We start from the raw sequence: 21,674 nt of genomic DNA, 5'->3' as shown, positions 1-21,674 counted from the left end.
AGAGCCCGGACAATCGTGCCGCGCTTTTGGAGGGGCAGACCGATGAGCGGATGGGCACGCGTGATGCGGCGGCAAGAGTATCGGGCTCCGGTCTCCGCCCGATGACCGTCATTCGTAAGATGCGCGTGCTCGACGTTCGCTTCCCGACCTCGCAGATGCTCGACGGGTCGGACGCGATGAACCCCGATCCGGATTATTCGGCGGCCTACTGCATTCTCGATACCGATGACGGGCTGGCCGGGCATGGCCTCACCTTCACGATCGGCCGCGGCAACGACATCGTCTGCGCCGCGATCGAGGCGCTGGCGCCGCTGGTCGAGGGCCTCGACCTCGACTGGATCCGCGAAGACGGCGCGCGCTTCTGGCGGCACGTCACCGGCGACAGCCAATTGCGCTGGATCGGGCCCGAAAAGGGCGTGATCCATCTCGCCACCGGCGCCGTGGTCAACGCCGTCTGGGATCTGCTCGCCAAGATCGCGGGCAAGCCTTTGTGGCAGCTGATCGGCGAGATGCGCCCCGCCGAGCTCATCGGGTTGATCGACTTTCGCTATATCACCGATTGCATCACGCCCGAGGAAGGGCTGGCGCTGCTCGAGGCGCGCGCCGAGGGCAAGGCCGAGCGCTTCGCGACGTTGCTCGACCAGGGTTATCCCGCTTACACCACGTCGGCCGGCTGGCTCGGCTATTCGGACGACAAGCTCGAACGGCTGTGCCGCGAAGCCGTGGCCGAGGGTTTCGACCATGTGAAGCTCAAGGTCGGACGCTCGGTCGAAGACGATATCCGCCGCCTGCGGATCGCGCGCGAGGCGCTCGGCCCCGATCGCAAGCTGATGATCGACGCCAACCAGGTGTGGGAAGTCGATCAGGCAATCGCGCATCTCGGCGCGCTGGCCTTTGCCGATCCCTGGTTCATCGAGGAACCGACGAGCCCCGACGATGTCGAGGGGCACCGCCAGATCCGCGAGGCCGTCGCGCCAATGCGCGTCGCCAGCGGCGAGATGTGCCAGAACCGCGTGGTCTTCAAGCAGTTCATCATGCGCGGCGCAATCGACGTGGTGCAGATCGACGCATGCCGGCTGGGCGGCGTCAACGAAGTGCTCAGCGTGCTGCTGATGGCCGCGAAATACCATCTGCCGGTATGCCCGCATGCCGGCGGCGTCGGACTTTGCGAATATGTCCAGCACCTTGCGATGATCGATTACCTGTGCTTCGCAGGGACGTCCGAGGGGCGCGTGATCGAATATGTCGATCATCTCCACGAGCATTTCGTCGCTCCGTGCGTGATCGAAAACGGTGCCTATCGCGCGCCGACCCTGCCGGGCTTCTCGATCGAGATGAAGCCGACGAGCCTCGCGGCTTTCCGCTATCGCAAGGACCCTGGGAGTTTGGCTGCAGTCGCGGCGGAATAGCGCCTATTCCTGCGCGCTATGGGGCCTGCGTTTTCGGCGGGCTGTACGGCGGCGGCGCGGAACGCCATGCTGGAGTCAGTTGCCGTTGATCCGAGGTCGCCCGATGAAGAAGCTCGTTCTGCTTGCCCTGCTCGCCACCACTGCCTGCGCAACGACGCACGCCGTGCCGGGCGACGATTCCGATCTGCACAGGCGACTGCTGACGCTGGACACGCATCTCGACACGCCAATCCATTTCAGCCGCCCGGGCTGGGATTTCGGCGCGCGGCATGATCACGCCACCGATCCGGCGCAGGTCGATCTCGGCCGGATGGATGCTGGCGACCTGGATGGCGGGTTCTTCGTGATCTATACGGCTTCTGGGCCGCTGACCCCTGAGGGCTATGCTGCGGCGAAGGCCTTCGCGCTGGGACGCTCAGACGAGATCCACGCGACTTTGAGCAAGTTCCCTGACCGGATCGGGCTGGCGACCAAGGCGAGCGATGCGGCGCGGCTCGACAAGGCCGGCAAGCGCTTCGGCTTCATCAGCATCGAGAATAGCTATCCGCTGGGCGAAGACCTGTCGCTGCTGGGCGAATTCTATCGCCGTGGCGTGCGGATGGCGTCGCCGGTGCATTTCCGGAACAACCAGTTCGCGGATTCGGCGACCGACACGCCGAAATGGAACGGGCTGAGCCCGCTCGGCAGGCAATGGGTCGCCGAAATGAATCGGTTGGGAATGGTGCTCGATGCCAGCCATGCGTCGGACGCAGTGCTCGACCAGATGATCGCATTGTCAAAGACGCCGGTGATCCTGTCGCATTCGGGATCCAAGGCGATCTTCGATCATGCCCGCAACCTCGACGATGCGCGCCTCCGCAAGCTGGCCGCCTCGGGCGGAGCGATCTGCGCCAACGCCGCCTATCTCGGCAAGTCGAACCCCAACGCCGAGCGTTCGGAGATTTCGGATAAACTAGAGGACGCCGGCAAGCTGGGACTGACCGGCGAACAGGTCGCCGCGCTCACGCGCCGGCTGCGCGCAATCGAGGCGACTGCGCCGTCGCAACAGGCCGATTTCGAGACCTATATGCGGCTGGTACTCCACTTGATCCAGGTGGCGGGAGTCGACCATGTCTGCTTCGGCGCCGATTGGGACGGCGGCGGCGGCGTCCCCGGCTTAGAGGATATCGACGCCTTGCCCAAGGTCACTGCGCGGCTGCGCCAGGCCGGCTATTCGGCGGCGGATATCGAGAAGATGTGGAGCGGCAACGTGCTGCGGCTGGTGCGCATCGCGGACGAGCGCAAGGGGCGGTAAAGCTTCATACCAATCCATTCCGTCATCCCCGCGAAAACGGGGATCCATCTCCAGCGATATCCACACGCGTACCGGCGCATTTGCCGCTAGTTCGGGAGATGGGCCCCCGCTTTCGCGGGGGTGACGGTTTGCCTTAGGTCGTCTGCCACCCGCCGCCCAGTGCCTTGAACAGGTCGACCTGCGTATCGGCGATCTGCGCATCCGCCGTCGCTAGTGCGGCCTCGGCGTCGGCGAAGGTGCGTTCGGCATCGAGCAAAGCCAGCGAGTCGATATCGCCTTCGCGCTGGCGGGCGCGGGCGATGTTGACCGCAGCCCGCGCTTCGGTCTGCGCTGCCTGGAGCGCGGTGCGGCGCTCGAGCGCATGGGCATAAGCCGAAAGCGCCGTCTCGGTTTCCTGTAGCGCGCCGAGCACGACGCCATCGAAATTCGCCAGCGAGGCCTGGGTGTCGGCCTCCGCCGCGGCGACGCGCGCGCGCGCCGGCTCGGGGTTCACTGCCCAGTTGATCAGCCCACCGAGCAGCCAACGCAGCGGCCCGCCGGTGAAGATGTCCCCGATATTGTTGCCGGTCGAGCCGACCGATCCGCCCAGGCTGATCCGCGGATAGAGGTCCGCGGTGGCGACGCCGATCCGCGCAGTGTTGGCGGCGAGGCGGCGCTCGGCGGCGCGGATGTCGGGGCGCCGGGCGAGCAAGGCAGCGCCGTCGCCGACCGGGATCGGCTGGTCGAGGCGGAGCGTCTCGGTGCGTCCACGGGCGGCTTGCGGCAGGTCCGCGGGCGCCCGCCCGGTGAGCGTGGCGAGGCGGAACAATGCCGCGTCGCGCTCGGCGGCGAGCGCCGGAACTTCGGCCTGGCGCTGGTTGCGCAATGCGCCGATGCGGGCGGTGTCGAGCCGCGTGGCGAGGCCGACGCCGCGGCGGCGCTCGGTCAAGTCGATCGATTGGTCGAGCAGTTTGACGATGCGTTCGGCGACTGCGAGCCGTTCGGCGGCGGAGGCCGCATCGGCATAGGCCCGCGCAGTCTCGGCAGCGACGATCACACGGACCGCGTCGGCATCGGCCTCGGCGGCGGCCAGGTCTCCACGGCCGGCCTCGACGTTACGCGAGACGCGGCCGAACAGGTCGACCTCGTAGGAGACGTCGAGCCCGGCATCGAGCTGCCAATCCTCGCGCGGGGCGCCTGCGGGGCGCTGGCTTTCGGGGACACGCCCGTAATTGGCGCCGGCGCTCACCCCAGCCTGGGGCAGCCGATCGGCACGCGCACCGCGCAGCACAGCGCGCGCGCGGGCGATTCGGGCGACGGCGCCGCGAATGTCGGTGTTCGCGGCCAGCGCGTCGGTGACGAGGCTGTCGAGCACCGGGTCGTTGTAGAGCCGCCACCAGTCGCCCTTGACCGGTTGGGGAGTGACCGCCGGGCTGGCGGCGATGAAATTGCCGGCAGCGGTCTGCGGGTGCACCGGAGCGGTGTAGTTCGGACCGGCGGCGCAGGCGGCGAGCGCGAGTGCCGAGGCTGCGGCGAATAGATTGCGGTAGGTCATTCTACTTTCCTTCCCTCCGTCATCCCGGCGAAAGCCGGGACCCAGAGTCACGAGCGATGTCGTTTCCGGCTCTGGGCCCCGGCCTTCGCCGGGGTGACGGCTATTGGTTACTCGGCAGGCTGCAGCACGGGTTCGGCGTGTCCGCCCGATCCACGCCGTCTGCGCGCGAGACGCTGTCCAAGCCCGCGGCAGACGACGTAGAAGGTTGGGGTGAAGAGCAGACCGAAGGCGGTCACGCCCATCATCCCGAAGAACACCGCAGTGCCCAGCGCCTGGCGGAGCTCGGCCCCTGCCCCGCTCGCGATCAGCAGCGGCACCGCGCCGAGGATGAACGCGAACGACGTCATCAGGATCGGCCGCAGACGATCGCGTGCGGCACGCACCGCCGCCTCGACCGGCGACAGCCCGTCTTCCTCCTCGGCCTGCTTGGCGAACTCGACCACGAGGATCGCGTTCTTCGCGGCGAGCGCGATCAGCACGACGAGGCCGATCTGGGTGAGGACGTTGTTGTCCATACCCCGCAGATTCACCCCGGCCATTGCCGCGAGCAGACACATCGGCACGATCAGGATGATCGCCAGCGGCATCGTCAGGCTCTCATATTGCGCCGCCAGCACCAGGAAGACGAACAGCACGGCCAGCCCGAATACGAGTCCCGCAGTGCTTCCCGCCATCTTCTGCTGGAAAGCGATGCCGGTCCATTCGGCGCTGTAGCCGGCGGGCAATGTGCTCGCGAGCTGCTCCATCGTGTCGAGCGACTTGCCCGAGCTGTAGCCCGGCGCAGTATCGCCATCGACTTCGACCGCCGGGAACAGGTTGTAGCGCGTGACGCGATACGGTCCGGTCTTGTTCTCGAAGGTCGCGACCGAGCCGATCGGCACCATCGCGCCCGAGTTCGAACGTGTCTTGAGGTTGGCGATGTCGGCTTCGGTGGCGCGGAACGGCGCGTCCGCTTGCGCGGTCACTCGATAGGTGCGGCCGAGCATGTTGAAGTCGTTGACGAAGGCCGAGCCGAGATAGACGTTGAGCGCCTCGAACACGCGCTCGGGCGGTACGCCGAGCAGGTTGGCCTTGCGCCGGTCGATATCGGCGAAGACTCGCGGCGTAGCGGTGTTGAAGAAGGTGTAGATCTGGCTGAGGCCGGGGGTCTGGTTGGCCTGGCCGATCAGCCCGTAGGCGGTCTTGCCGAGTTCGGCATAGCCATGCTCGCCGCGATCCTGGACCATCATCCGATAGCCGCCGGCCGAGCCGATGCCCTGGATGAGCGGCGGCGGGACGACGAGCAGCATCGCCTCGTTGATGTCGGCGGTGCGCGTGCGCGCCTCGTTCATGATCTCGGCATAGCTGACGCCGAGCTTCGCGCGCTCCTCGAACGACAGCAGTGGCACATAAGCCGCGGCGCTGTTCGGCGCGAGCGTCTGCGACGGGCCGTCGAAGCCGGCGAGCATCACCGAACCCTTGACGCCCTTGATCGGCAGGATGCGCGCGACGACCTTGCGCATCACTTCGTCGGTGCGCTCGAGCGACGAGCCCGGCGGCAGCTGAATCACGGTGAGGAAGTATCCCTGGTCCTGCGCCGGGATGAAGCCGACCGGAGTCACCCAGAACAGCCCGATCGTGGCGGCGATCAGTCCGACATAGGTGATCATCATCCGCTTGGGACGCGTCACCAGCGCGAGGGTCAGCCGCGAATAGCCCTCGCTCATCCGCTCGAAGCCGCGGTTGAACGCATCCGCACCGCGGCGGAGCGTGCGCGAGATCGGCCCCTTAGGCTCGCCCTCATGCCCCTTGAGCAGCAAGGCGGCGAGCGCCGGCGAGAGGGTGAGCGAGACCAGCAGCGAAATCGCAGTCGCCACCGAGATCGTCACGGCGAACTGCTTGTAGAACGCGCCCGAGAGACCATTGAGGAACAGGGTCGGCAGGAACACCGCGAGCAGCACCAGCACGATCGCGACCAGCGCTCCCGACACTTCGTCCATCGACGTCCGGGCAGCGTCGAGCGGCGTCATCCCGCGCGACAGGTTGCGCTCGACATTCTCGACCACGACGATCGCGTCGTCGACGACGATGCCGATCGCCAGCACCAGACCGAACAGCGAGAGGTTGTTGAGCGAGTAACCGAGCGGCAGCAGCACCGCCATCGTACCGATCAGCGAGACGGGAATCGCGACCACCGGGATGATCGCCGCGCGCCATTTCTGGAGGAAGACGATGACGACGAGCACGACGAGCAGGATCGCCTCGCCCAGCGTGTGATAGACCGCGTCGATCGACTGCGAGATGAACTCGGTCGGGTTGTAGATGACGCGATATTCGAGGCCCTTGGGGAAGTTCTTCGACATCGCCTTGAGCTCGTCCTCGACCGCGGTGGCGGCGGCGAGCGCGTTCGAGCCCGGGCGCTGGAAGACGCCGAGGATGACGGTGGGCTGGTTGGAGAGATAGGTGTTCGACGAATAGTCCGCCGCGCCGAGTTCAACGCGCGCCACGTCGCTGACGCGAACCTGGCGCCCGTCGGTATCGGTGCGGATCACCACCTGGCCGAATTCGCTCGGATCCTTCAGCCGGCCCTGCGTTTCGATGTTGAGCTGGAAGGCGTTACCGCTTGGCGTCGAGCCCGCCTGGCCGAGCGTACCCGCCGCGACCTGGATGTTCTGCGAGCGCAACGCCTGGACGATGTCGCCCGCAGTAAGGTCGAGCGCGGCAGCGCGGCCCGGATCGATCCAGATTCGCATCGCATAATCGCGCGCGCCGAACATGCGCACGTCGCCGACGCCGTTGATCCGCGCCAAGCGGTCCTTGACCTGGGTGAGCGCGTAATTGGAGATGTAGCTGCGATCGACCGACTTGTCGGGGGAGATCAGATTGACCACCATCAGGAAGTCCGGGGTGGTCTTGCGCGTGACGACGCCGAGGCGTTGCACTTCCTCGGGCAGCCGCGGAATCGCGACTGCGACGCGGTTCTGGACGAGCACCTGCGCGGCATCGAGATCGGTGCCGGACTTGAAGGTCACGGTGATCGTGACGTTGCCGTCGCCGGTCGATTGCGACGACTGGTAGAGCATGTCGTCGACGCCGTTGATTTCCTGCTCGATCGGCGCGGCGACGGTTTCGGCGACCGTCTCCGCCGAGGCGCCGGGATAGCCGGCGGTGACCGTCACCGTCGGCGGGACGATGTCGGGATATTGCGAAATCGGCAGCGCCACATAGGCGATCGCGCCGAGGATCGTGATGACGACCGCGATAACGGCCGCGAAGATCGGACGCGTGATGAAGAAACGCGAGAGGCGCATGGCCTACTCCTCGTAGGAGGGTTTCAAATGCCCCGTTCTGCCTGCGCTTGTCGAAGGCCGGCTGATCGCACGCGACGCGCGCGAAGCCGACTGCCCTTCGACAAGCGCAGGGCGAACGGAAAATACAAAAGGGTCCTGCCGCCGGGCTCTTGGGGACCGCCCGGCGGCAGGTCGATCAGCGGGCGAAGGTGGCTTCGCCCGTGACCGGAGCCGAAATGGCAGGTGCGGCGGTCACAGCCTGGGGCTCGATCTTGCCCGGCTTGATCTGGACCTTGCTCCCCGGCGGTGCCATCTGCGCACCGGCGAGAACCACCCGATCCTGCGGAGTGAGACCCGAGCGGACCACGCGAAGCCCGTCGATGACGGGACCAAGCACTACTGGCTTCGGCTGGAGCGTATTGTCCTTGCCCACCGTGATCACGATCTTGCGCGCCTGATCGGTGCCGATCGCAGAATCGGGGACCATCATCGCGGTGGCAGTGCCGCCGGCCGAGAGCCGCATATTGCCGAACATGCCGGGGGTGAGGAACATCCCGGGATTGGTCAGCACGGCGCGGCCGCGCATCGTCCCCGACTTCGGATCGAGCCCGTTGTCGGTGAAATCGAGCCGGCCCTTCCAGCGATAATCGGGCTCGTCCTGCAGGCGGACCTCGACGGGCGATGCCGCGCCGCCGGCAGCCGCCGCACGCTTGGCCTTGAGGAACAACGCTTCCGACCCGTCGAAGCTGAAGTAGATCGGATCGAGCGCATTGATCGTCGTGAGCAGCGAGCCAGCCGCTCCCTCGCCCGCCGCGACCAGATTGCCCGCGTCGACCTTGCGGTCCGAGATGCGGCCGGCGATCGGGGCGCGGACCTGAGTGAACTCGACATCGAGCGCGCGAGCGCGGACTCGGGCCTGTGCCGCGGCGACCGAAGCATTAGCCGCACGGACGCGAGCCTGAAGCCGCTCGACATCGCTCTTCGATACGGCTTCTACCGCGACCAGCCGCTGCGCGCGGCCGAGATCGGATTGGGCGAGCGCGAGATCGCTCTGCGCCGTGGCGAGGCCGGCGCGGGCCTCGGCAAATGCGGCGGCGTAGGGGCGTGCGTCGAGCGTGAAGAGCAGCTGGCCTTTCTGGACTATCGCGCCGTCGGTGAAGTGAATGCCGGTGACTTGCCCTGAGACGCGCGGGCGCACTTCGACACTACGGCTCGCTTCGAAACGGCCGACATAATCGTCCCATTCGTTGACTTGGCGGACCAAAGGCTGGGCGACGGTGACGGTGGGGGGCGGCGGTGCGGCGAGCGCCGGCGCCTGCCGGTTGGCGAGGCCGATGCCGCCCGCGACCAGAACGACCGGCAGCGCTATGACCGCGCCCTTCTGCCACAGCGGACGACGCTTGCGGTCGGCCGGACCCGGCTCGCCCGCCTGGGGCTCGGCCGAGTCGATACGCGTAACCATGTTCATGCACGATTTCCCTGATTGAGGGCTGCCCGGCCCCGGCTGATGCTGGCGAGCAGCGTTTCATATTGTTCGGCGGTGAAGCCGACTTCGTGGAAGGCGCGGATCACTGCGCGCGGCACCGTATAGCCCCGGTGCCAAGCATGGACCGCGAGCCGGCGGAGCGCCTCGAGCCGCGAATCTGCAAGTTCGGGGTTGGGCCGCTGGCCGCCAAAGACCATGGCGAGCGCAGTGGCGAGCCTGCCCGGCTTGCGAAGCGAGGAGAGCCGATCATGCTGGGCGATCGCAACGACTTGCCATTCGAGCGCCGAGAAGCCGGTTTGAGTCCGCGGCGTGGCAGTGACATCGGCGGGCGTCGCGATCGGGTTGCCCTGCAGCGTAGCGAAATTCAGATAGGCCATGATTGTTCTCCCTTCTTGCCGGCGGCGGACATGCCGCTCCCCTGCCCGCGGCACCGAGCCGCGGAATCACCGGCGATAATTGTCGCGAAGACGTGAACCCTCCTCGCGCGAGCAATGCTTGCGCGGCAGGCTGGCTGTGCCTCGAATGTGGATCGGCGCGGAGCGCCGCTGGTTCAGGCCGTGGCCCGACTTCCCTGTTTGCTAGGCTGGCGCATAGGCAGCTCCTTCGTCTGGTCCCGGTCTCGAAGGTGACTAATCACTTCCATACTGACTGGTATAGAAATCGTGCTGCGATGCGTCAAGGGCTTTCTATACTGGACGGTATTTTTATTGTCGAGGGGGGGTGATGGCAAAATCTGCCCTCGAGGGGAGTGCCCGGCGGATCGTCTGGTCGTGCCGCAATGACGACCCTGAAGCGACGTCTAGCGCGCTTCATCCAGTGGCTGTCGCGAAAAGCCGGCCGGCTCCGTCGGGGACATGGGCGAGGCCGTCCGCGTCATACGCGATGCCGCCGCTCCTGAAACGCGCCGATATCCTCGGATAAGGTCCGTGATTTAGGCTGATTCTTGTTCCCCTGCGAAAGCAGGGGTCCAGGGTCACAAGCGGGGCGCTCTGGGCCCCTGCTTTCACAGGGGAACGGACCTGCTTCAACTTGAGTGGAATCAACTCTCGAAAAAAATTGCTCCGACTCGGCGTCGCTGGTGCCGGTCGGCAAGCCCGGTGCGGAGCGCCGGGCTTGCTACATGACTCAGGTGGCGTTCGTGGCGGCAGCCGGGGCGACCGGAGCCGGGCCATCGCCGCGCGGCGGAGGCGGAGGCGGAGGCGCGTCGTCGTGCGGCCCACCAGGGCGCCGATGGTCGTGCGGAGGTCCCGCCAAGGGGCCGAGCGCGGTCACCTTGCCGCCCGGCGCGACGAGGAAAGCGGCGTGCACCACGCCATCGTCGAACCGACCCTGCACCGTCACGGCCTCACCGGCAGTGACCAGCCCGCCGCCCTCGCCTTCCCGGCCGGCATCCACCAGTGCCCGCCCGCTTGCGTCGGCCAGGATGAACTTGTTCCCGTATATTTCGACGACCGAACCGCGGATGGTGACGATGCCGCTCGATCCGAGCGTGCGGATCGCAACGGGAGTCATCGGTGCCATCGTAACGCTCGGACGCTCGGCGTGGACGATGACCGCCCCTGCAGCGCCGCCGATTGCCAACAGCCCGGCGGCAGCGAGCAGCAACCGCGCGCGCGGACGCCGCTTTCCGGACGCAGTGGGTTCGAGTTGATCGGTCATTGGACTTGCTCCTATCGGTGGACGATGGCTCCGCTTCTAGCCGGTACGTCCCCATGCTGGCTGAACCGGGCCGTTCAGTTTCGGTTGGGGGTCGGGCGCTAGTCAGCCCCAAAGGAAAGGCGCATGCGAGTATTGCTCGTCGAAGACGACGACGCCCTGGCCGACGGCATTGCCCGCGCATTGCGCGCGGAGAATTTTGCCGTCGATGTCGCGAGCAATGGCGAAGATGGTGGCCATCTCGGCGCCACCGAGCGCTATGACGCAGCGGTGCTCGATCTAGGGTTGCCGAAGCGCGACGGCATTTCGGTGCTGCGCGACTGGCGCGCCAGCGGGCGCGACCTTCCGGTTCTCATCCTCACGGCGCGCGACGGCTGGTCCGACAAGGTCGAGGGGTTCAAGGCCGGCGCCGATGACTATCTGGTCAAGCCGTTCCGTATCGAGGAAGTGGTGATGCGGCTGCGCGCGCTGGTGCGCCGTGCCGCCGGGCATGCCGCGGCCCGGATCATCTGCGGCGCGCTTGCCTTCGATGCGCAGCTGGGGACCTTCGAGCTCGACGGCCTGCCGCTCAAGCTCACGGCGTTCGAATGGCGCGTGCTGTCGGCGCTGATGCTGCGCAAGGAAGTCGTGATCGAGCGGGCCGACCTGATCGAGCGCGTCTATGAAGGCGACGCCGATGTCGACTCGAACTCAGTCGAAGTGATCATCGGACGGCTGCGGCGCAAGATCGGCGCTGAGCGCATCGAGACCGTGCGCGGCCGCGGCTATCGGCTGACGGCGGGGGCATCATGAGGCTCTGGCCGCGCTCCCTGTTCGGGCGGCTGCTCGCGATCGCCGGCCTGTCGACGGTCGCCGCCCTCCTGTTCGCCGGATTTACCATCGGCCATGTGCTCGAGCGCTTCGTGATGCGCGGGTTCGACGACCGGCTCGACGCCCAGGTCGCCGTCATCGCGCGCGCTGTCCGTCGCGATGGAACGCTCGACACGGCCCGCGCGGTCGATCTGCCCGGATTCGACGAGCGCGGTTCCGGATGGGTCTGGCAAGTCGAGGGCCCGACCGGGCAACGCTGGGCCAGCACCACCGACGCCGTCGCCCCGATCCGGACGCGTCCGCAGCCGGATCGGCCCCCGCACCCGCGCGATGCCGCCGATCCGGTGCCGGGCGAGAGCCGCGGAACAGCCGGCGAGCCCCTGCACTCGCGAACGCTCTCGATCGCGACACCGGCCGGGGCGGTTATCGTGACCGCGATCGGTCCCCGGCGGATCATCGCCGCGCCGATCCGCGAGGCGATGGCGCCGTTGCTGCTCTCGCTTCTGTTGCTGGGGGTGGGGCTTGCGATCGCGACATTGCTGCAGCTCCGCATCGGGCTCAGACCGCTTCGTGCTCTCAAGGAGTCGCTGGTCGAGGTGCGCGCCGGCCGACAACGCCATGTCCCGCGCGACCAGCCCCGCGAGCTCGCGCCACTGGTCGAGGAACTCAACGCCCTGATCGATCAGAACGAGGCGGGACTCGCGCACGCGCGGCAGCATGTTGCCAACCTCGCCCACGGCCTGAAGACCCCGCTCACCGCGCTCGCGCTCAAGCTGGCCGAGTCCGGACGCGATGCCGATGGCAGTCTGGGCGACATGATCCGGCAGATCGACGGGCGCGTGCGACATCACCTCGGGCGCGCGCGCGTCGCCGCTCCGGGCGGTGGCCGCGTCCGAACCATGCTCGCTCCCGCCATCGCCGATCTGATCGCGGTCCTTCGGGGAATCCATGCCGCGCGCGGGATCGAGGCGAGCATCTTCGTGCCCCCGTCCATCGGCGTCGCGGTCGATCCCCAGGATCTCGACGAGTTGCTCGGCAACCTGCTCGACAACGCCTGGCGGCACGCCCGCAGCGCGATCCGGGTCGATGTGGTATTGAAGGGCACCGCCGTCATCGTCTCGATCGAAGATGATGGGCCAGGCATAGACGATGCTGCGATCGCGGAGGCGTTCCTGCCCGGCCGCCGACTCGACGAGCGGGGCGACGGCCACGGTTTCGGCCTGTCCATCGCTCGCGAGCTGGCCGAATTGAACGGCGGGAGCCTGGAGTTGACGCGATCGCCACAATTGAAGGGGCTTCGTGCGGACATCCAGCTCCCGGCGCAATAAAACGGTCGAGCGCCTGCGGGGCGAACCTGATTGGCCGCAGCTAGGCGCAGGACCAGCCGACCTATCGAAAGCTAGCCCGGGCTATTCGGCTCACTTCGTCGGCCAGACCGTCAGGCTGGTTTCGACCAACCGTTCGAGCTCTTCGCGGCTGGCCCCTGCCCCGGCTTGCAACGCCAGCCCCTGAAGCAACGCGATCAGATAACCGGAAAGTGCCTCCGCATTCATGTGCTCGGGAAGCTCGCCCGCCGCCTCCGCCTTTTCGAAGCGTTTGATCAACGCGTCCGACGACGACTTTCGCCGGGCGATCACTTCGTCGCGGATCGACTCGGCCTCGACGCCGCAGGCGACCGAGCTGATCACGCGCAGGCAGCCGCGCGGCTCGAAGTCGCTCGTCTGCATCTCCAGCGCGCCGCGCAGCAGTCGCTCGGCGACCGCGCGCGCCGTCGGCGCGTCGAGTGCCAACGACATGTAGCAGAGCTTCTCGCGTTCGTAGAGGTCGAGCGCCTTGCGAAACAGCGCCTCCTTGTTGCCGAACGCGGCGTAGAGGCTGGGGCGTGTAATCCCCATCGCATCGGTCAGATCGGTCAGCGAGGCGCCTTCATAGCCCTTGCTCCAGAATACGCGGAGCGCCTGGCCAAGCGCCTCGTCAACGCAGAATTCGCGCGGGCGACCTTTGGGGGCAGTGCAGGTAGCTGTTTCCATAATGATCGGTACATAATCGCAAAGTGTGGAAAATACACTAGTATTAACGCGTAGGCGGCCAATCGGGTGCAAGCCACTGGTACACAAGGGCCTTGCGCCGGCCGGGATGCAAGCATATGCGTTGTTCGTTCGAACGAACGAAGGCGGATATGATCCCGGCGACTCTTCTTGACACGGCGATCGACCAGTTCGGCAGGCTGGGCTTCGAAGGCGCGAGCACCCGCGGGATCGCCCGCGCGTCGGGCACCGCGATGTCTTCGATCACCTATCATTTCGGCGGCAAACAGGGGCTCTATCTCGCCGCCGCCGAGCATATCGCCGGCTCGATTCGCAAACTGCAGGGTGAGCCGGTGGCGCGGGCCGTGGCGATGGGGCAGGAATCGAGCGCCGCGGCCGCCGAGGCGCTCGCCACGATCCTCGACAGCCTCGCCCAGATGATGCTGCGTCCCGAGACCGAGGCCTGGTCGCGCTTCATCATCCGCGAGCAGCAATTCCCGACCGAGGCGTTCGACATATTGTTCGCCAAGGCGATGCAGCCGATCCTCGACGCGTTCGTCGAACTGATCGGCCGCGTCCGCCCCGATCTTGCCGGGCGCGATACCGTGGCGATGGCGCTGTTGCTATTCGGGCAGGCGATGGTGCTCCGCGCGGGCCGCGCCGCGGTGTGCCGCGCGCTGCACGTCGATCAGATCGACGACGAAACCGCCGCCTTGTTGCGCGCGCGCCTCCGCGCCAATGTGCTCTGCATCCTTTCGGAGAAGCCGCAATGAACCGACGCCGCCTGATCGTGCTCGCATTGGTCGTGGTGCTTGCCGTGGCGGCGTTCGCGACGCGCGGCTTCGGGCTGATGCCGGGGCGGCCCGAGACCGAACTCAGCCTCTATGGTAATGTCGATATCCGCGAAGTCGATCTGGGCTTCCGGGTCGGCGGGCGGATCGCCGCGATCGGAGTCGACGAAGGCGCGAAGGTGACGCAGGGCCAGCCCTTGGCGACGCTCGACACCGCGACGCTCGACAGCCGGATCGCCGAGGCGGATGCGCGGATCGCGCAGGCGCAGGCCAATTACGACAAGGCGCGAAACGGCGCGCGATCGCAGGATGTGGCGCAGGCGCGTGCGCGAGTCGCCGCGGCGCAGGCAGTCTACGACAATGCCCAGCGCGATTATGCGCGGCGCCAGACATTGGTCGGCCCCGGCGCGATCAGCCGCGACGTGTGGGAACAGACTCGCGCAGACCGCGACCGCGCCGCCGCGCAGCTCGCCGAGGCGCGGCAGGGACTGTCGCTGTTGCAGGCAGGGAGCCGGCGCGAAGACGTGGCTGCCGCTGCGGCGGATGTGCGCTCGGCGCAGGCGGCGCGCGCGAGCGTCGCCACCGATCGTTCGGACACCCGCCTCGTCGCGGCGAGCGCGGGCACTGTCGTCACGCGGGCGCGTGAGCCCGGCGCGATCGTCCAGCCGGGCGAGACCGTGCTGACGCTGACGATCGACCGGCCGATGCGCGTGCGTGCCTATGTCGCCGAGACCGATCTCAGCCGGATCAGCCCGGGGATGAAGGTGGCGGTGACGGCCGACGGCAACCCAAAGACATATCGCGGGACGATCGGCACCATCGCGCCGCGCGCAGAGTTCACGCCCAAGTCGGTCGAGACCGAAAATCTGCGAACCGACCTCGTCTATCAGGTTCGCGTGATCGTCGACGATCCCGACGATGCGCTGCGCCAGGGCCAGCCGGTGACGGTGCGCGTCGTCGGCGCGCGAGTGCGCCATGGCGATTGAGACCCACTCCTTTTTGCTCCCCTCCCTGCGAGGAGGGAGTTGCTAGTGGAAACCGTCGCCCGCACCTCGAACCTGGTGAAGCGCTTCGACGCGCTGACGGCGCTCGACGGTGTTTCGATGGTGATTGCGCCGGGCAAGGTGACCGGCCTCGTCGGCCCCGATGGCGCCGGCAAGACGACGCTGATCCGAGTCCTTGCCGGGCTGATGGCGCCGACCAGCGGCGAGGTGGAAGTGCTGGGCGCGCCGGCAGGAAAGAAACTCGACGATCTCGGCTACATGCCGCAACGCTTCGGGCTCTATGAGGACCTCACCGTCCTCGAGAACCTGACGCTCTATGCAGACGTGCGCGGGCTGCCGCGCGAGGAGCATGACGAGAGCTTCAAGCGCCTGCTCGACTTCACCGATCTCGCGCGCTTCCAGGATCGGCTCGCCGGCAAGCTGTCGGGCGGGATGAAGCAGAAGCTCGGGCTCGCCTGCGCGCTAGTCAAGACGCCGATGCTGCTGCTGCTCGACGAGCCGGGAGTCGGCGTCGATCCGATCTCGCGGCGTGAGTTGTGGGCGATGGTCGGCGATCTGACCGAGCAGGGCATCGGCGTATTGTGGTCGACTGCCTATCTCGACGAGGCCGAAAAGTGCGACAGCGTGTACCTGCTCAACGAAGGCAAATTGCTGTTCGATGGGCCACCCGCCGAGCTGACCGGCAAGGTTGCCGACCGGGTGTTCCGGGTGACCGGCTTCGAGGATCGCCGCCGCCATTTCCTCACTCGCACGCTCGATCGCAGCGAAGTCATCGACGGGACGATCCAGGGGCGATCGGTGCGGCTGCTGATGGCTGAGGGCGCGCCCGTACCGACGCCGCAATCGCTCGACGCCGAAAGCGGCGCAGTCGAGCCCGCCCCGCCCCGCTTCGAGGACGGTTTCATCGAGCGGCTCGGCGGCGGCCCCAAGGGCACCAGCCCGCTCGCCGAACGCTATCGCACGATTCCCGAAAGCGAAGCGTGCGCGATCGAGGCCAAGGGCCTGACCAAGCGTTTCGGCGATTTCGTCGCCGCCAGCGACATGCACTTCGAAATCCCGCGCGGGCAGATATTCGGGCTGCTCGGGCCCAACGGTGCGGGCAAATCGACTACGTTCAAGATGCTGTGCGGACTGTTGACGCCGACCAGCGGCAGCGGCGCCGTTGCCGGGTACGATCTGCGCCGTGCGCGCGCCGATGCGCGGGCGTCGCTGGGGTATATGGCGCAGAAATTCTCGCTCTACGGCGATCTGAGCGTGCGTCAGAATCTCGATTTCTTCGCCGGCGCCTATGACCTGGACCGCAGCGTCGCCAAGCGCGCGATCGAAGCGATGATCGAGATCTTCGAACTCGGCGAAAAGCTGGACGTCAACGCCGGCACGCTCCCACTCGGCTTCAAGCAGCGGCTGGCCCTGGCGTGCGCCGTGATGCACGAGCCGCCGGTGCTTTTCCTCGACGAGCCGACCTCAGGAGTCGACCCGGTGACGCGGCGCGAATTCTGGACGCATATCAACGGGCTGGTCGAGAAGGGCGTGACGGTGCTGGTCACCACCCATTTCATGGACGAGGCCGAATATTGCGACCGCGTCACCCTGATCTACCGCGCCGAGCAGATCGCCACCGGCACGCCGGATGAACTGAAAGCCCAGGCAGGCAAGCTCGCGGGCCTCGACGATCCGACGATGGAGGACGCGTTCATCGCGCTGATCGAAGAGTTCGACCGCAAGCGCGGCGAGCGGGAGGCGGCGTGAGCGACGGGGCTCCGAATGATCGTCGTCACCCCGGCGAAAGCCGGGGTCCAGAGTCGCCTGTGGCTCTGGATCCCGGCTTTCGCCGGGATGACGAAGGGAGGTGGGGATGACCACCCGCTTCTCCGCCCGCCGCCTCGCCGCGCTCGTCCGCAAGGAAGGCGCGCAGATCCTGCGCGATCCCTCGACCTTCCTGATCGCCTTCGTGCTGCCGATGATCCTGCTGTTCCTGTTCGGCTATGCCGTGTCGCTCGACACCAGCCGGACGCGGATCGGAGTGGTGCTGCAGGATTCGAGCGCCCCGGCGCTGCGGCTGGCGCAGGCCTATCAGACGTCGCGCTATTTCGACGTGACGATGGCGCGAACGATCCCGCCGATGCGCGAGGCGATGGTGGCGGGCGACTTGCGGGCGATCATCGTCATCCCCCAGGATTTCGGTGAAGGCGTCAAGCGCGGCCGTGCGCCGGCGATCCAGATCATCGCCGATGGTTCGCAGCCCAACACCGCCAATTTCGCCGCCGCTTATGGCGAGGGCGTGCGCGCCAGCTTGGCCGCTGCCGAGGGGATCGAGCGCAACCCCAAGGCCGCGGCGCCGCCCGTCAGCCTGTCGTCCCGCTTCTGGTACAATCCCGAGCTCAAGAGCCGCTATTTCCTCGTCCCGGGCTCGATTGCCAATGTGATGACGATGATCGGCACCTTGCTGACCGCATTGGTCGTCGCGCGCGAATGGGAGCGCGGGACGATGGAGGCGATGATGGCCACGCCGATCTCGATAGCCGAGTTCATCGCGAGCAAGGTGATCCCCTATTACCTGCTCGCTTTGGCATCGATGGCGCTCTGCACGGTGATCGGCGTGTTCGTGTTCGGGGTGCCGTTCCGCGGATCGGTGTTCGCCTTGTTCATCGTCGGATCGGCGTTCCTGATGCCCGCATTGGGGCTCGGGCTGTTCATTTCCTCGGCGACCAAGAACCAGTTCGTCGCCAGCCAGATCGCCTTGCTTTCGGCGTTCCTGCCGACCTTCCTGCTCTCGGGCTTCATCTACGAGATCAGTTCGATGCCGTGGCCGATCCAGGCGCTGACCTATCTGGTGCCGGCGCGCTATCTGATCCCCTGCCTCGAATCGGTGTTTCTTGCCGGCGACCAATGGGCGCTGCTGCTCCCGAACATTGCGATCATGCTCGGCTTTGGCCTGCTCTTCTTCCTGCTGTCGTTCCGCGTCACCCGCCGGAGCCTCGATTGATGCGCGGGCTTCTGGAGAGATCCGGCTTGCGCCGGCTGGTGGCGATGATCGTCAAGGAGATGTGGGCGGTGCTGCGCGATCCCAAGTCGCGGATCGTGCTGTTCGTGCCGCCGCTGATGCAGCTCTTCATCTTCAGCTTCGCGACGACGCTCGACGTCAAGAATGTCGATGTCGCGATCTTCGATCGCAGCTCGGGTGCGCATTCGGCAGAGATCGTCAGCCGCATCGCGGGGAGCCCTAATTTCCGCCGGATCGTGCCGCTGCGAAGCCCGCACGAACTGCGCGATGCGATCGACAACCAGCAAGTGATCGCGGCTTTGGTGATCGACGAGGATTTCGACCGTCGCGTCGCGGCGGGCAAGCCGGCGACGGTGGGAGTGGTGCTCGACGGACGGCGCTCGAACGCGGCGCAGATCGTCAACGGCTATCTCAGCCAGATCGTCGGCAGCGTCGGCGCGGATCTCGTCGCGCGGCCGGGCCCGCAGGCGCCGGCGGGCAGTGTGGTCACCAACTGGTACAACCCGTCGCTCGACTATATCTGGTTCACCCTGCCCTCGCTGGTGGCGATCATCACTTCGGTGGCGGGCCTCGCGATTACGTCGCAATCGGTGGCGCGCGAACGCGAGCTGGGGACGTTCGACCAGCTCATGGTCTCGCCGCTGCGCATCCACGAAATCCTGATCGGCAAGATGGTGCCGCCCTTCATCATCGGGATGATCAACGGCAGCCTCTATCTGGTCATCGCTCCGCTGGTGTTCGGGGTGCCGTTCACCGGATCGCTTCTGCTCTTTTTCCTCAGCCTCGCAATGTACATGCTCGCGCTGATCGGGCTCGGCATGCTCGTCTCGGCGATCGCCAAGACCCAGCAACAGGCGTTCCTCGGCGTGTTCCTCATCACCACGCCGCTGATCCTGCTCTCGGGCTATGCCAGCCCGATCGACAACATGCCCGGCTGGCTCCAGCTCGTGACCTATCTCGATCCCGCCCGCTACTTCCTCGTCATCGTCCAGGGGCTGTTCCTCAAGGCGATGCCCGCCGCCGCCGTGTTCCACCAGCTCTGGCCGCTCGCGCTGATCGCCTGCGCGACGCTCTCCGCATCGGCCTGGCTCTTCCGCGCGCGCATGGAGTGACCTTGATGCCTCGCCTGCTTATTCTCGCTTTGCTCCCCTTGGCCGGCTGCACCGTCGGCCCCGATTACCAGCGGCCCGCGCCGACCGCGGCGACGCAGGCGCCCTGGCTCGAGCCCGGCACCCCCGGTGTGGTCGATCTCGCCTGGTGGGACAGTTTCGGCGACCCGCAGCTCTCGGCGCTGGTCAACCGCGCACTAGCGAGTGCGCCCGACCTCAAGGAAGCCGAAGCGCGGCTCGCCGAGGCTCGCGCCAATCGCGACGCCGTGGCGGGCGGGAGACTGCCGAGCGTCGAGGCGAAGGGATCGATCACCGAGAACCGGCTGAGCGAGAACGGCCAGCTGCCGATCGGCAACATCCCCGGCGTCGACCGCGAATTCCGGCTGTTCGACCTCGGCTTCGACGCGAGCTGGGAGCTGGATTTCTGGGGCCGCCGCACCCGCCAGACCGAAGCTGCGAATGCGCGCGCCGAGGCGGCGCTGTTCGGCCAGCGCGACGTGATGCTGACGCTGATCGGCGAAGTCGCGCGGAGCTATTTCGACCTGCGGGCGGCGCAAGCGGATGCGGCCAACGCGGCGGCACTTGCAGCATCGGATGCGGAACTGGCCCGGCTCACGCAATTGCGCTTCACGGCCGGCGAGGCATCGCGGCTGGAACTCGAGCGTGCCGAAGGCGCAGCGCGGACCAGCGCGGCCGCGATGCCCGACACCGACGCTCGCGCAGCGGCTGCGGCGTACCGCATCGCGGCACTGGCCGGTGCGGCACCCGAAGACGTTGCGCCCGCGCTGCGCAAGCCGGCGCCGGTGCCGGCCAGTCCGGACCGCATCCTGATCGGGGTTCGCTCCGAGCTGCTCGAACGGCGACCGGACATCCGCCGTGCCGAGCGCGAGCTTGCCGCCGCTACCGCCGACATCGGCGTCGCCACTGCCGACCTGTTCCCCCGCTTCAGCCTGTTGGGCAGCCTCGGCCAGCAAGCGCGCACGCCCGGCGATCTGTTCTCGGGCGACAGCACCCGACTCCAGATCGGCCCGAGCTTTTCCTGGCCGATCTTCTCGGGCGGAACGATCCGCGCACAGATCCGGGGCGCCGATGCACGGGCACAAGGCGCCGCGGCGCGTTATCAAAGGGCAGTGATCGGCGCGCTGGCGGACAGCGAGACGGCGATCAACCGCTTCCTCAATGCGCGCGTGGCGGAGGCAGAGACCGGCGCCGCGCTGGAACGCGAGCGTGCGGCGTATGCGCTCGCCGAACGACGGGCGCGCAGCGGTGAAGATGACCGGCTGACGCTGCTGCGTGCGCGCCAGTCGCTCGTTGCAGCAGAGCGGCGGGCGGATCAGTCGCGAGCGGCGAAGGGTCAGGCCGCAGTGACGCTGTACAAGGCACTCGGCGGGGGCTGGAATAGCCGTTAGGGCATCAACCTTTTGCGTCCCTGCGACAAATGCCAGCGCATCGCCAGCGCGGCGGCGTCGGCGTCCTGCGCGCGGATCGCTTCGACGACCATCTCGTGTTCGGTGATCATCGCGCCGATCGCCTCGGAAGGGCGCGCGCGCGAAATGTCGATCCCGGCGCGGAGGATGCGATAAATCCCCTCCTCCAGATGATCGAACGCGGCGACGAAGGCGGGGTTGGCGGTCGCCTCGAAGATCGAGCGGTGGAGCACCCAATCCTCTTCGTGCGCCGGGCCGTTCGAGTGCAAGGCTTCGCGCAACGCCTCCATCGCACGCTGGATCGTCTCCATCTGCTCGGGCGAGCGCCGCATTGCCGCCAGACGGCATGCCTCGGCCTCGAGCACGAAGCGCACTTCGTAGGTGCCGAGCGTCGCCGACAATTCGGCCATCGGCATGTGTGCGCCGAGCCGCTCGGAAGGACGCCGCATGACATAGGAACCGGCGCCGCGCCGCGCCTCGGTGATCCCGTCGGCGGCGAGCCGGACCAAGGCCTCACGCACCACCGTGCGCGACATGCCGAACATCTCGGCGAGCCGCGGCTCGGACGGCAAGCGATCACCGATCTGGAGATCGCCGGCGTTGATGATCTCGACGATCTGCGAATAAGCGCGATCGGCGAGCCGCCCCTCGCCCGCATGCGCAACCCCGTGTGCCACTAGGCGCTCCCCTTCCTGCCGGAAGCTATCCTCAAGCCACCAGCCTGCCAAGTCGGTGTAAGACCTATTGGTTAGACAGATTATACGATTTAACGCGTTGATTTGCCGATTGACGCATTGGAATGGCAGGGCATACTTCGAATCTGTCCAACCGATTCAGGACTCGGCCACAGAAGC

The 21,674-nt window shown here is 67.0% G+C and carries 17 protein-coding genes; 10 read left to right on the top strand and 7 right to left on the bottom strand.

Features of this window, described 5'->3' with window-relative positions; all coding sequences use genetic code 11:
• The first annotated feature begins 101 nt into the window (after positions 1–101).
• Entirely contained in the window at positions 102–1,409 is a 1,308-nt protein-coding gene (locus E5A73_RS00545; RefSeq protein ID WP_135961864.1) for an L-fuconate dehydratase, read from the top strand.
• Between the two features lie 103 nt (positions 1,410–1,512).
• On the top strand, positions 1,513–2,703 hold the full coding sequence (locus tag E5A73_RS00540; RefSeq protein ID WP_135961863.1) for a dipeptidase: 1,191 nt from the start codon (positions 1,513–1,515) through the stop codon (positions 2,701–2,703).
• A 133-nt stretch (positions 2,704–2,836) separates the two neighbouring features.
• Here E5A73_RS00540 and E5A73_RS00535 read toward each other — a convergent pair whose 3' ends face one another.
• From E5A73_RS00535 to E5A73_RS00515, 5 genes are all read right to left on the bottom strand, one after another.
• Positions 2,837–4,237, bottom strand: coding sequence for an efflux transporter outer membrane subunit (locus E5A73_RS00535; protein WP_135961862.1), 1,401 nt, complete (start codon positions 4,235–4,237; stop codon positions 2,837–2,839).
• Positions 4,238–4,344: 107 nt separating this feature from the next.
• A complete protein-coding gene (locus E5A73_RS00530) occupies positions 4,345–7,527 on the bottom strand; it encodes an efflux RND transporter permease subunit (protein WP_135961861.1) in 3,183 nt (1,060 codons plus the stop codon).
• 175 nt (positions 7,528–7,702) lie between these two features.
• Positions 7,703–8,974 carry an efflux RND transporter periplasmic adaptor subunit gene (locus E5A73_RS00525; RefSeq protein WP_135961860.1) on the bottom strand — a complete coding sequence of 424 codons (1,272 nt, stop codon included), beginning with the start codon at positions 8,972–8,974 and terminating at the stop codon, positions 7,703–7,705.
• Positions 8,971–9,369, bottom strand: coding sequence for a hypothetical protein (locus E5A73_RS00520; protein WP_135961859.1), 399 nt, complete (start codon positions 9,367–9,369; stop codon positions 8,971–8,973). Before E5A73_RS00520 ends, E5A73_RS00525 begins: the two co-directional genes overlap by 4 nt.
• Before the next feature lie 748 nt (positions 9,370–10,117).
• Complete coding sequence (locus E5A73_RS00515; RefSeq protein WP_206366345.1) at positions 10,118–10,651, bottom strand: hypothetical protein; 534 nt, start codon at positions 10,649–10,651, stop codon at positions 10,118–10,120.
• A gap of 123 nt (positions 10,652–10,774) precedes the next feature.
• On the opposite strand from E5A73_RS00515, the gene E5A73_RS00510 reads away from it, so the two are divergent.
• Together E5A73_RS00510 and E5A73_RS00505 are read left to right on the top strand one after the other, a co-directional pair.
• On the top strand, positions 10,775–11,440 hold the full coding sequence (locus E5A73_RS00510; protein ID WP_135961858.1) for a response regulator: 666 nt from the start codon (positions 10,775–10,777) through the stop codon (positions 11,438–11,440).
• Positions 11,437–12,786 carry a sensor histidine kinase gene (locus E5A73_RS00505; protein ID WP_240699937.1) on the top strand — a complete coding sequence of 450 codons (1,350 nt, stop codon included), beginning with the start codon at positions 11,437–11,439 and terminating at the stop codon, positions 12,784–12,786. The genes E5A73_RS00510 and E5A73_RS00505 overlap by 4 nt, the downstream gene beginning before the upstream one ends.
• A gap of 90 nt (positions 12,787–12,876) precedes the next feature.
• On the opposite strand, the gene E5A73_RS00500 is transcribed toward E5A73_RS00505, so the two are convergent.
• On the bottom strand, positions 12,877–13,488 hold the full coding sequence (locus E5A73_RS00500; RefSeq protein ID WP_135961856.1) for a TetR/AcrR family transcriptional regulator: 612 nt from the start codon (positions 13,486–13,488) through the stop codon (positions 12,877–12,879).
• 149 nt (positions 13,489–13,637) lie between these two features.
• Between E5A73_RS00500 and E5A73_RS00495 the strand changes: the two genes are divergently transcribed.
• The 6 genes from E5A73_RS00495 (at position 13,638) to E5A73_RS00470 (ending at position 20,802) form a co-directional block, all read left to right on the top strand.
• Positions 13,638–14,258, top strand: a complete 621-nt coding sequence (locus E5A73_RS00495) for a CerR family C-terminal domain-containing protein (protein WP_168355751.1) — start codon at positions 13,638–13,640, stop codon at positions 14,256–14,258.
• Positions 14,255–15,262, top strand: coding sequence for an HlyD family secretion protein (locus tag E5A73_RS00490; protein ID WP_135961854.1), 1,008 nt, complete (start codon positions 14,255–14,257; stop codon positions 15,260–15,262). Before E5A73_RS00495 ends, E5A73_RS00490 begins: the two co-directional genes overlap by 4 nt.
• A gap of 45 nt (positions 15,263–15,307) precedes the next feature.
• Positions 15,308–17,029, top strand: coding sequence for an ATP-binding cassette domain-containing protein (locus E5A73_RS00485; protein ID WP_240699936.1), 1,722 nt, complete (start codon positions 15,308–15,310; stop codon positions 17,027–17,029).
• A gap of 106 nt (positions 17,030–17,135) precedes the next feature.
• Positions 17,136–18,266 (top strand): ABC transporter permease, encoded by a 1,131-nt coding sequence (locus tag E5A73_RS00480; protein WP_135961853.1) that lies wholly within the window; start codon positions 17,136–17,138, stop codon positions 18,264–18,266.
• Positions 18,266–19,396, top strand: a complete 1,131-nt coding sequence (locus tag E5A73_RS00475; RefSeq protein ID WP_135961852.1) for an ABC transporter permease — start codon at positions 18,266–18,268, stop codon at positions 19,394–19,396. The genes E5A73_RS00480 and E5A73_RS00475 overlap by 1 nt, the downstream gene beginning before the upstream one ends.
• A gap of 5 nt (positions 19,397–19,401) precedes the next feature.
• Positions 19,402–20,802: an efflux transporter outer membrane subunit gene (locus tag E5A73_RS00470; RefSeq protein WP_135961851.1), complete on the top strand. Its 1,401-nt coding sequence runs from the start codon at positions 19,402–19,404 to the stop codon at positions 20,800–20,802.
• Here the strand turns inward: E5A73_RS00470 and E5A73_RS00465 are convergent.
• The gene (locus E5A73_RS00465; RefSeq protein WP_135961850.1) at positions 20,799–21,497 is read right to left on the bottom strand and encodes a FadR/GntR family transcriptional regulator; all 699 of its coding nucleotides are present in this window, start codon (positions 21,495–21,497) and stop codon (positions 20,799–20,801) included. The genes E5A73_RS00470 and E5A73_RS00465 overlap by 4 nt on opposite strands.
• Positions 21,498–21,674: the final 177 nt, after the last annotated feature.

It is taken from the genome of Sphingomonas gei, assembly GCF_004792685.1.
Classification (GTDB): Bacteria; Pseudomonadota; Alphaproteobacteria; order Sphingomonadales; family Sphingomonadaceae; genus Sphingomonas; species Sphingomonas gei.
The sequence above is the reverse complement of the archived record's forward strand: the minus strand, read 5'-3'. Positions and strand labels throughout refer to the sequence as shown.

Excerpts from the sequence above, each read along its gene's own strand:
- E5A73_RS00505 (WP_240699937.1), top strand. The coding sequence starts at position 11,437 with ATGAGGCTCTGGCCGCGCTCCCTGTTCGGGCGGCTGCTCGCGATCGCC.
- E5A73_RS00495 (WP_168355751.1), top strand. The coding sequence starts at position 13,638 with ATGATCCCGGCGACTCTTCTTGACACGGCGATCGACCAGTTCGGCAGG.
- E5A73_RS00520 (WP_135961859.1), bottom strand. The coding sequence starts at position 9,369 with ATGGCCTATCTGAATTTCGCTACGCTGCAGGGCAACCCGATCGCGACG.
- E5A73_RS00470 (WP_135961851.1), top strand. The coding sequence starts at position 19,402 with ATGCCTCGCCTGCTTATTCTCGCTTTGCTCCCCTTGGCCGGCTGCACC.
- E5A73_RS00510 (WP_135961858.1), top strand. The coding sequence starts at position 10,775 with ATGCGAGTATTGCTCGTCGAAGACGACGACGCCCTGGCCGACGGCATT.
- E5A73_RS00490 (WP_135961854.1), top strand. The coding sequence starts at position 14,255 with ATGAACCGACGCCGCCTGATCGTGCTCGCATTGGTCGTGGTGCTTGCC.
- E5A73_RS00480 (WP_135961853.1), top strand. The coding sequence starts at position 17,136 with ATGACCACCCGCTTCTCCGCCCGCCGCCTCGCCGCGCTCGTCCGCAAG.
- E5A73_RS00500 (WP_135961856.1), bottom strand. The coding sequence starts at position 13,488 with ATGGAAACAGCTACCTGCACTGCCCCCAAAGGTCGCCCGCGCGAATTC.
- E5A73_RS00525 (WP_135961860.1), bottom strand. The coding sequence starts at position 8,974 with ATGAACATGGTTACGCGTATCGACTCGGCCGAGCCCCAGGCGGGCGAG.
- E5A73_RS00535 (WP_135961862.1), bottom strand. The coding sequence starts at position 4,237 with ATGACCTACCGCAATCTATTCGCCGCAGCCTCGGCACTCGCGCTCGCC.
- E5A73_RS00475 (WP_135961852.1), top strand. The coding sequence starts at position 18,266 with ATGCGCGGGCTTCTGGAGAGATCCGGCTTGCGCCGGCTGGTGGCGATG.
- E5A73_RS00530 (WP_135961861.1), bottom strand. The coding sequence starts at position 7,527 with ATGCGCCTCTCGCGTTTCTTCATCACGCGTCCGATCTTCGCGGCCGTT.
- E5A73_RS00515 (WP_206366345.1), bottom strand. The coding sequence starts at position 10,651 with ATGACCGATCAACTCGAACCCACTGCGTCCGGAAAGCGGCGTCCGCGC.
- E5A73_RS00540 (WP_135961863.1), top strand. The coding sequence starts at position 1,513 with ATGAAGAAGCTCGTTCTGCTTGCCCTGCTCGCCACCACTGCCTGCGCA.
- E5A73_RS00545 (WP_135961864.1), top strand. The coding sequence starts at position 102 with ATGACCGTCATTCGTAAGATGCGCGTGCTCGACGTTCGCTTCCCGACC.